The 7304-nt window shown below is 58.0% G+C and carries 9 protein-coding genes and 1 riboswitch; of the genes, 6 read left to right on the forward strand and 3 right to left on the reverse strand.

Annotated elements, in window-relative coordinates:
* Position 1: 1 nt before the first annotated feature.
* The 3 genes from pmrA to yvcK all read right to left on the reverse strand — a co-directional run bounded on the left by pmrA (position 2) and on the right by yvcK (position 3322).
* Positions 2-673, reverse strand: coding sequence for a two-component system response regulator PmrA (pmrA, locus tag HMPREF3096_RS15695; protein ID WP_023297250.1), 672 nt, complete (start codon positions 671-673; stop codon positions 2-4).
* A complete protein-coding gene (gene eptA, locus HMPREF3096_RS15700; protein WP_032729724.1) occupies positions 673-2313 on the reverse strand; it encodes a phosphoethanolamine transferase EptA in 1641 nt (546 codons plus the stop codon). Before eptA ends, pmrA begins: the two co-directional genes overlap by 1 nt.
* A 103-nt stretch (positions 2314-2416) precedes the next feature.
* Positions 2417-3322 carry a uridine diphosphate-N-acetylglucosamine-binding protein YvcK gene (gene yvcK, locus HMPREF3096_RS15705; RefSeq protein WP_008805745.1) on the reverse strand — a complete coding sequence of 302 codons (906 nt, stop codon included), beginning with the start codon at positions 3320-3322 and terminating at the stop codon, positions 2417-2419.
* A 208-nt stretch (positions 3323-3530) separates the two neighbouring features.
* Positions 3531-3669, forward strand: a riboswitch (molybdenum cofactor riboswitch).
* Between yvcK and moaA the strand changes: the two genes are divergently transcribed.
* The 6 genes from moaA (at position 3657) to HMPREF3096_RS15735 (ending at position 7119) form a co-directional block, all read left to right on the forward strand.
* A complete protein-coding gene (gene moaA, locus HMPREF3096_RS15710) occupies positions 3657-4646 on the forward strand; it encodes a GTP 3',8-cyclase MoaA (protein WP_012968667.1) in 990 nt (329 codons plus the stop codon). (Overlaps the previous riboswitch by 13 nt.)
* Positions 4647-4669: 23 nt before the next feature.
* Entirely contained in the window at positions 4670-5182 is a 513-nt protein-coding gene (moaB, locus tag HMPREF3096_RS15715) for a molybdenum cofactor biosynthesis protein B (protein ID WP_008805747.1), read from the forward strand.
* Between the two features lie 3 nt (positions 5183-5185).
* A complete protein-coding gene (gene moaC, locus HMPREF3096_RS15720) occupies positions 5186-5674 on the forward strand; it encodes a cyclic pyranopterin monophosphate synthase MoaC (RefSeq protein WP_008805748.1) in 489 nt (162 codons plus the stop codon).
* Positions 5667-5915, forward strand: a complete 249-nt coding sequence (moaD, locus tag HMPREF3096_RS15725) for a molybdopterin synthase sulfur carrier subunit (RefSeq protein WP_012968665.1) — start codon at positions 5667-5669, stop codon at positions 5913-5915. The genes moaC and moaD overlap by 8 nt, the downstream gene beginning before the upstream one ends.
* A 1-nt stretch (position 5916) precedes the next feature.
* Entirely contained in the window at positions 5917-6369 is a 453-nt protein-coding gene (gene moaE / locus HMPREF3096_RS15730; RefSeq protein WP_012968664.1) for a molybdopterin synthase catalytic subunit MoaE, read from the forward strand.
* A 45-nt stretch (positions 6370-6414) separates the two neighbouring features.
* On the forward strand, positions 6415-7119 hold the full coding sequence (locus HMPREF3096_RS15735; RefSeq protein WP_004142079.1) for a Bax inhibitor-1/YccA family protein: 705 nt from the start codon (positions 6415-6417) through the stop codon (positions 7117-7119).
* Positions 7120-7304 lie beyond the last annotated feature (185 nt).

A 7304-nucleotide genomic window follows, 5' to 3' on the forward strand; every position in this document is an offset into this window, starting at 1 on the left:
TCTATTCCGTGTCGATGTGGTTAGCCAGCATATAGCCAAAACCCCTGACGGTGCGGATCCGCGATTTGCCAATCTTTTCGCGCAGGTTATGAATATGCACCTCAAGGGTATTGGTCGCCGGCTCGTTGTCCCAGCTGTAGATGTCGTTGTAGAGGATCTCACGATGCACCGGGCTACCGGCTTTCATCATCAGCCGCGACAGCAGGGCATACTCTTTTGGCGTCAATTCCAGCGCCGCCTCACCCAGCCACACCAGGCGGCGGGTGACGTTGAGGCGCAGATCGCCGACGCTGATTTCGTTATCGCCCTGGTTATTATGCCGGCGGAGCAGGGCGCGAATGCGCGCATTCAGCTCTTCCAGGGCAAAGGGTTTCACCAGATAGTCATCCGCGCCGGTATCGAGACCGCTAATGCGATCCTCAAGCGTATCGCGGGCGGTGAGGATCAGCACCGGCTGGGTCATCTTCTCCCGCCGCATGCGGGTGAGAAAATGCAGACCGTCTTCATCCGGCAGGCCGAGGTCGAGTACGATCAGGCTGTAGTGATTGCTGGCCAACGATAGCGCCGCTTCGTGCGCTGTGGAGACGCCGTCGCATACGTATCCTTCACTTTGCATCGCCAGAATCAACCCCTGCAACAGCAGCGCATCGTCTTCAATGACTAAGATTTTCATCAACCAGCCTCTCTACATGGCGTTAAAATATCATCTGCTGCCTGGTACTCGTGGGTGCTGACGCCGAGCAGGCCGAGCAGGGTGGAGAACAGATTATCTTGTGAATAATCCTTCGTCTTAGCCTGTTGTTGCAAACACTGGCTGGAGACACCGTAACGTTGCTGGTAATCCGGCGACAGCCACAGCAGCATGGGCACGTGTTTTTGCGTATCCGGCGCAATTGAGTACGGCAGACCATGCAAATAGACGCCATCTTCACCCAGCGATTCGCCGTGATCGGACAAATAAACCAGGCTAGTGGTAAATTTATCCTGTTTGGATTGCAGTAATTTTATCGCTTTATCAACAACATAGTCGACATACAGAATGGTGTTGTCGTAGGTATTGGTCAACTGTTGTTGCGTACAACTTTGGATTTCATTGGTATCGCAGGTCGGGGTGAATTTTTTGAATTCAGCCGGATAGCGGTTGTAATAGGTTGGGCCGTGGCTGCCGATAGTATGCAGTACGATAATGCCATCCTGTTTCAGGTTGTCGATGTAACTGTCCAGATTATGGAACAGGACCTCATCGTAGCACTCGCCGTCGATGCACTGACCGCTGAGGTGCAGTTCGGTGACGTTTTGGTGCGGTACGCGGTCACAGGCGCCCTTACAGCCACCGTCATTGTCGTTCCACAGCACCTGAACACCGGCGCGCTGCAGAATATCCAGGACGCCTTCCTGATGGTGCGCCAGTTCTTCATCGTAATGCGCGCGCGGCATATTGGAGAACATACAGGGGACGGAAACCGCAGTTGCCGTGCCGCAGGAGGTGGTTTTCGGGAAGTACACCACGTCGTCCCGTTGCAGGCGTGGGTTAGTCTCCCGATCGTAGCCGCCCAGCGAGAAGTTCCCGGCGCGCGAGGTTTCGCCCAGCACCACAATCGTCAGGTTTTTGCGGGGGCCGCTATGCATCACCGGTTTCTGCCTGGCATCTTCGCCAATCTTCACCAGCGGCAGATTGTCCATGCGGTTGTGCGCATACCACGAGTTCAGCGCCACAATGCTGTTGGAGGGACTCAGGGATTTCACCAGCTCTTTGTTGTTACGGAACACCGAGGCGTAATCTTTGTAGAACAGCGCGGCCACCAGAATAATCAGCAGCGCCGAAACGGCGATATTGAGCAGGCGCATCGCCGCGCCGCGCCACCGCGTGGCGGGCTTACGGATTTTCACCCACCAGGCGACGAATACCGCTAAAACCCCCGAGAGGCCGAGTACGGCGATCATTTCGCCGGAGAGCAGAGCAAAGCTCTCCGCCGGAGTGGTGTCGAGGATATTGGTGATCATGCTGCGGTCGATCACTACCCCGAAGTTCCAGATAAAGTACTGCGCCGACGCGCTGAGCAGAATAAACAGGCTGATGACCACCCGATCGAGCTTCAGGAACGAGGCGAGGGTGGTGATGATATTCATCACGCTAATGGCCACGATCGGCATACTGAGGAATACCAGCCAGTTATGCAGGCTGTTTACCGGCAGTAACGGGAAAACCTGGCGATAAAAAGCCAGGTTGAGAAAGATACCGATATAGCAAGCAAAGAGAATCAAATAAGTCGTGCGGCTGAAGAGCGGCCGACGCAGAGGCAATAACGACATAATACCTACCCACAGAAAGAGATAAGCGTATAGTGCCAGCCCTATTTTAAGACAACCTTAAGATTTTAAGGTGCACCGAAGGTTGGCCCTCCGGCGCGCAGCGTCAGCCAGGAAGCTGAATCGCCTTTTCCAGCGCGCCGCGGAGCAGCGCCCGATCATGGCGATAGGGCACGTCACTGGCCTCCAGCGGCGTCTGGATCACCAGCCGGTCGTTGATGCCGCGGATATCGGCTTTTGGCCCGGCGATCACCGCATCCACCACCCGCTTACCCACGTAGCGCTCCATAATCGCAATGCGTTCCGCCAGCGACAGCCTCGCCGCCGGGCTGTGCTCTTTGCCCAGATTATCGATAAACACCATCGGCGCCGGGGTGCGGCGCAGCGCCTGGGCCATCTCGTCGAGCAGCAGGATCGGCAGCAGGCTGGTGTAAAAGCTGCCCGGGCCGATGAGGATCAGATCGGCTTCGGCGATCGCTTCCACCGCCTCGCGAGTGGCGGGTACCGGTGGGGTAAGCATCAGCTCCTGCGGTAGGTTGTCGAGCTGATCGATATTCACTTCGCCGTAAACTTCATGGCCTTCATGATCGAGCGCCATCAAATCCACCGGTTGTTCCGACATCGGGATAAGAAACGCGTCTACTTTGAGCAGGTTTCTGATTAAATTGATAGCTTCTAAAGGCCGCACGCTCAGGTGGTCCAGCGCCTTTAACATCAGATTTCCGAGGTTATGCCCGGAAAGTTCGCCATTACCGCTAAAACGATACTCGAACATCGCCGACGCCACGCTGGGCTCGGCAATTAACTGATTGATGCAGTTGCGCATATCGCCCCAGGCAATGCCGCCTTCCGAGCGGCGGATCCGCCCGGTGGAGCCCCCGTTGTCGGTGGTGGTGACAATGCCGGTCAGCCGCGAGCCGAGCGAGGAGAGGGAGGACATCACCCGGCCCAGACCATGCCCGCCGCCGAGCGCGACCACCCGATCGAGGTCAGCGAATGTACGATTGCGCATAGAAATTCCTTATTTCACATAAACGGCCACACACTACCCGATCTACCCCTAAAAGACGATGGGAGGAGCCCGACAAACTGACCGACATCAAGGCAAAAAAATGATTTATGGCTATTCTGTAGCGAAAATGCACGAAGGTAGCGATATATACAAGGTTATATAACGAAATCGCAAATGGCGAAACCGTCCGTAACGCGCTACTATCGGCATAACCTGTTAACACTCTAGCCTCTTCGCCTGTGTCAAAAGATATGGCGGTTTGGCCGCGACCCCTCCGGGTGTCGCCAGGGCGTGGGAAGAAATGACCGCGCCTCCCGTATTTGGAAAGGTGTATATGGCCTCACAGCTTACCGATGCATTCGCGCGTAAGTTTTTTTACCTGCGTCTGTCGATTACCGATGTGTGCAACTTCCGTTGCACCTACTGCCTGCCGGACGGCTACAAACCCGGCGCCGTCAATAACAACGGCTTTCTCAGCGTAGACGAAGTGCGCCGCGTCACGCGCGCTTTCTCCGCGCTGGGCACCGAAAAAGTTCGCCTCACCGGTGGGGAACCCTCTCTGCGTCGCGACTTCACCGAAATCATTGCCGCGGTGCGTGAAAACCCGGCGATCCGTCAGATTGCGGTTACCACCAACGGTTACCGCCTGGCGCGCGATGTCGAACGCTGGCGCGATGCCGGGCTGACGGCGATTAACGTCAGCGTTGATAGCCTCGACGCCCGTCAATTTCAGGCCATCACCGGCCAGGACAAGTTCCACCAGGTGATGGACGGCATTGATGCTGCTTTCGCCGCGGGCTTTGACAAGGTGAAGGTCAATACCGTGCTGATGCGTGATGTTAATCATCACCAGCTCGATACCTTTCTCGCGTGGATCCAACCCCGTCGTATTCAGCTGCGTTTTATTGAGCTGATGGAAACCGGAGAGGGCAGCGATCTGTTCCGCCGTCACCATCTTTCCGGCATGGTGCTGCGCGACGAGCTGCTGCGCCGCGGCTGGATCCACCAGATCCGCCAGCGCAGCGATGGCCCGGCGCAGGTCTTTTGTCACCCGGATTACGCCGGTGAAATCGGCCTCATCATGCCGTATGAAAAAGATTTCTGCGCCACCTGCAACCGCCTGCGCGTCTCATCCGTTGGCAAACTGCACCTGTGTCTGTTTGGCGAAGGCGGCGTCGACCTGCGCGACCTGATGGCTGAGGACGAGCAACAGGCCGAGCTGGAAGCGCGGATAGCCGAAGCCTTGACCCATAAAAAGCAGACCCATTTCCTGCATCAGGGCAACACCGGTATTACGCAGAACCTGTCCTATATTGGCGGTTAATCGTTTTCGAAAGGAGCATTCAGATGAGCCAGGCTAGCGCTGAGTTTATTCCGACCCGTATTGCTATTCTTACTGTTTCCAGCCGCCGTGGCGAAGAGGATGATACCTCCGGCCACTGGCTGCGCGAGGCGGCGCAGGAGGCGGGACACCATGTCGTCGATAAGGCGATTGTGAAAGAAAACCGCTACGCCATCCGCGCCCAGGTGTCGGCGTGGATCGCCAGCGATGACGTGCAGGTGGTGCTGATCACCGGCGGGACCGGGTTCACCGAGGGTGACCAGGCGCCGGAAGCGCTGCTGCCGCTGTTTGACCGTGAGGTCGAAGGCTTTGGCGAAGTGTTCCGCATGCTGTCGTTCGAAGAGATCGGCACCTCGACGCTGCAGTCCCGGGCCGTGGCCGGCGTCGCCAACCGCACGCTGATTTTTGCCATGCCGGGCTCGACCAAAGCCTGCCGCACGGCGTGGGACAACATCATTGCCCCGCAGCTGGATGCCCGCACCCGTCCGTGTAACTTCATTCCTCACCTGAAGAAATAATCTATGTCACAACTGACCCATATTAACGCCGCGGGCGAAGCCCATATGGTGGATGTCTCCGGCAAAGCGGAAACGGTGCGCGAAGCGCGCGCCGAGGCTTACGTCGAAATGCAGGCGGCGACGCTGGCGATGATTATCGACGGCAGCCACCATAAAGGCGATGTGTTCGCCACCGCGCGTATCGCCGGGATCCAGGCGGCAAAACGTACCTGGGAGCTGATCCCGCTGTGTCATCCGCTGATGCTGAGCAAAGTGGAAGTCAATCTGCAGGCGCAGCCGGAGCATAACCGGGTGCGCATTGAGTCGCTCTGCCGTCTGACCGGTAAAACCGGCGTTGAGATGGAAGCATTGACCGCCGCCTCCGTTGCCGCGTTGACCATCTACGACATGTGCAAGGCGGTGCAAAAAGATATGGTGATTGGCCCGCTGCGCCTGCTGGCGAAAAGCGGCGGCAAGTCCGGCGATTTTAAGGTGGACGAACGCCATGATTAAGGTTCTGTTTTTCGCCCAGGTGCGCGAACTGGTCGGCACCGATGCCCTGACACTCGACGCCCGCGACCTGGCAACCGTCGAGGCCGTGCGCCAGCAGCTTGCCGCGCGCGGCGACCGCTGGGCGCTGGCCCTGGAAGAGGGCAAGCTGCTGGCGGCAGTCAACCAGACGCTGACCGCGTTTGACCATCCGGTCGCCAGCGGCGACGAAGTGGCATTTTTCCCACCGGTTACCGGGGGCTAAGATGACGCAAACTCGTATCGTGGTTAGCCCGGCGCGCTTTTGCGTCGGCGATGAGTATCCGTGGCTGGCCGAGCGCGATGAAGACGGTGCGGTGGTCACCTTCACCGGTAAAGTGCGCAATCACAATCTTGGCGACAGCGTGAAAGCGTTAACGCTGGAGCACTATCCGGGGATGACTGAAAAATCGCTGGCGGAGATCGTCGACCTGGCGCGCGAGCGCTGGCCGCTGGGCCGGGTGACGGTTATCCACCGCATCGGCGAAATGTGGCCGGGGGAAGAGATTGTGTTTGTCGGCGTCACCAGCGCCCACCGCGGCAGCGCCTTCGCCGCGGGCGAGTTTATTATGGACTACCTGAAAACCCGCGCGCCGTTCTGGAAGCGTGAGGCGACGCCGGAAGGCGAACGCTGGGTCGACGCCCGCGACAGCGATCGTCAGGCGGCAGAGCGCTGGTAGTGTGATACGCTTACAGGGTGAAACTTTGTTAATCAGGAGAGAGTCATGGACAGATATCCGCGTTCCGATTCAATCGTGCAGGGCCGTACCGGCCTGCAGACTTACATGGCGCAGGTATACGGCTGGATGACGGTCGGCCTGCTGCTGACGGCGTTTATCGCGTGGTTTGCGGCGAATACCCCGGCGGTGATGATGTTCGTCTTTTCGAGCAAAATCACTTTCTTCGGGCTGATTATTGCCCAGCTGGCGCTGGTGTTTGTGCTGTCGGGAATGGTGCAGCGGCTGAGCGCCGGGATGGCCACCACGCTGTTTATGCTCTACTCGGCGCTGACCGGGCTGACGCTGTCGAGCATTTTTATCGCCTATACCTACTCATCGATCGCCAGCACCTTTGTGGTCACCGGCGGGATGTTCGGGGCGATGAGCTTGTATGGTTACACCACGAAGCGCGATCTGAGCGGCTTCGGCAGCATGCTGTTTATGGGGCTGATTGGCATCGTGCTGGCATCGCTGGTCAACTTGTGGCTGAAGAGCGAGGCGCTGATGTGGGCGGTGACCTACATTGGGGTGGTGCTGTTTGTCGGCCTGACGGCGTATGACACCCAGAAGCTGAAAAACATCGGCGAGCAGATTGACACCCGCGACAGCGCCACGCTGCGTAAATACTCGATCCTCGGGGCCTTAACGCTGTACCTGGACTTTATCAACCTGTTCCTGATGCTGCTGCGTATTATGGGCAATCGCCGCTAACCTCTTAATATCAGAGGGTTGCATCTCCTAACGCCCGGCAAGCGCAGCGCCGCCGGGCGATGGCATCAGGCACGGTACCCGTGATGTTGCCGGGTGGCGGCTGGCGCCTTATCCGGCCTACGGTGCGTGCGACCTGTCGTTAATTTATTCACCTTTCTTGCTGAAACTGCCGGTGCTGACGGCCT

Origin of the sequence: Klebsiella sp. HMSC25G12, from assembly GCF_001807705.1 — a bacterium.
Taxonomy (GTDB): Bacteria; Pseudomonadota; Gammaproteobacteria; order Enterobacterales; family Enterobacteriaceae; genus Klebsiella; species Klebsiella variicola.

Coding starts and splice junctions, on each gene's coding strand:
- pmrA (WP_023297250.1), bottom strand. CDS start 673: ATGAAAATCTTAGTCATTGAAGACGATGCGCTGCTGTTGCAGGGGTTG.
- eptA (WP_032729724.1), bottom strand. CDS start 2,313: ATGTCGTTATTGCCTCTGCGTCGGCCGCTCTTCAGCCGCACGACTTAT.
- yvcK (WP_008805745.1), bottom strand. CDS start 3,322: ATGCGCAATCGTACATTCGCTGACCTCGATCGGGTGGTCGCGCTCGGC.
- moaA (WP_012968667.1), top strand. CDS start 3,657: ATGGCCTCACAGCTTACCGATGCATTCGCGCGTAAGTTTTTTTACCTG.
- moaB (WP_008805747.1), top strand. CDS start 4,670: ATGAGCCAGGCTAGCGCTGAGTTTATTCCGACCCGTATTGCTATTCTT.
- moaC (WP_008805748.1), top strand. CDS start 5,186: ATGTCACAACTGACCCATATTAACGCCGCGGGCGAAGCCCATATGGTG.
- moaD (WP_012968665.1), top strand. CDS start 5,667: ATGATTAAGGTTCTGTTTTTCGCCCAGGTGCGCGAACTGGTCGGCACC.
- moaE (WP_012968664.1), top strand. CDS start 5,917: ATGACGCAAACTCGTATCGTGGTTAGCCCGGCGCGCTTTTGCGTCGGC.
- HMPREF3096_RS15735 (WP_004142079.1), top strand. CDS start 6,415: ATGGACAGATATCCGCGTTCCGATTCAATCGTGCAGGGCCGTACCGGC.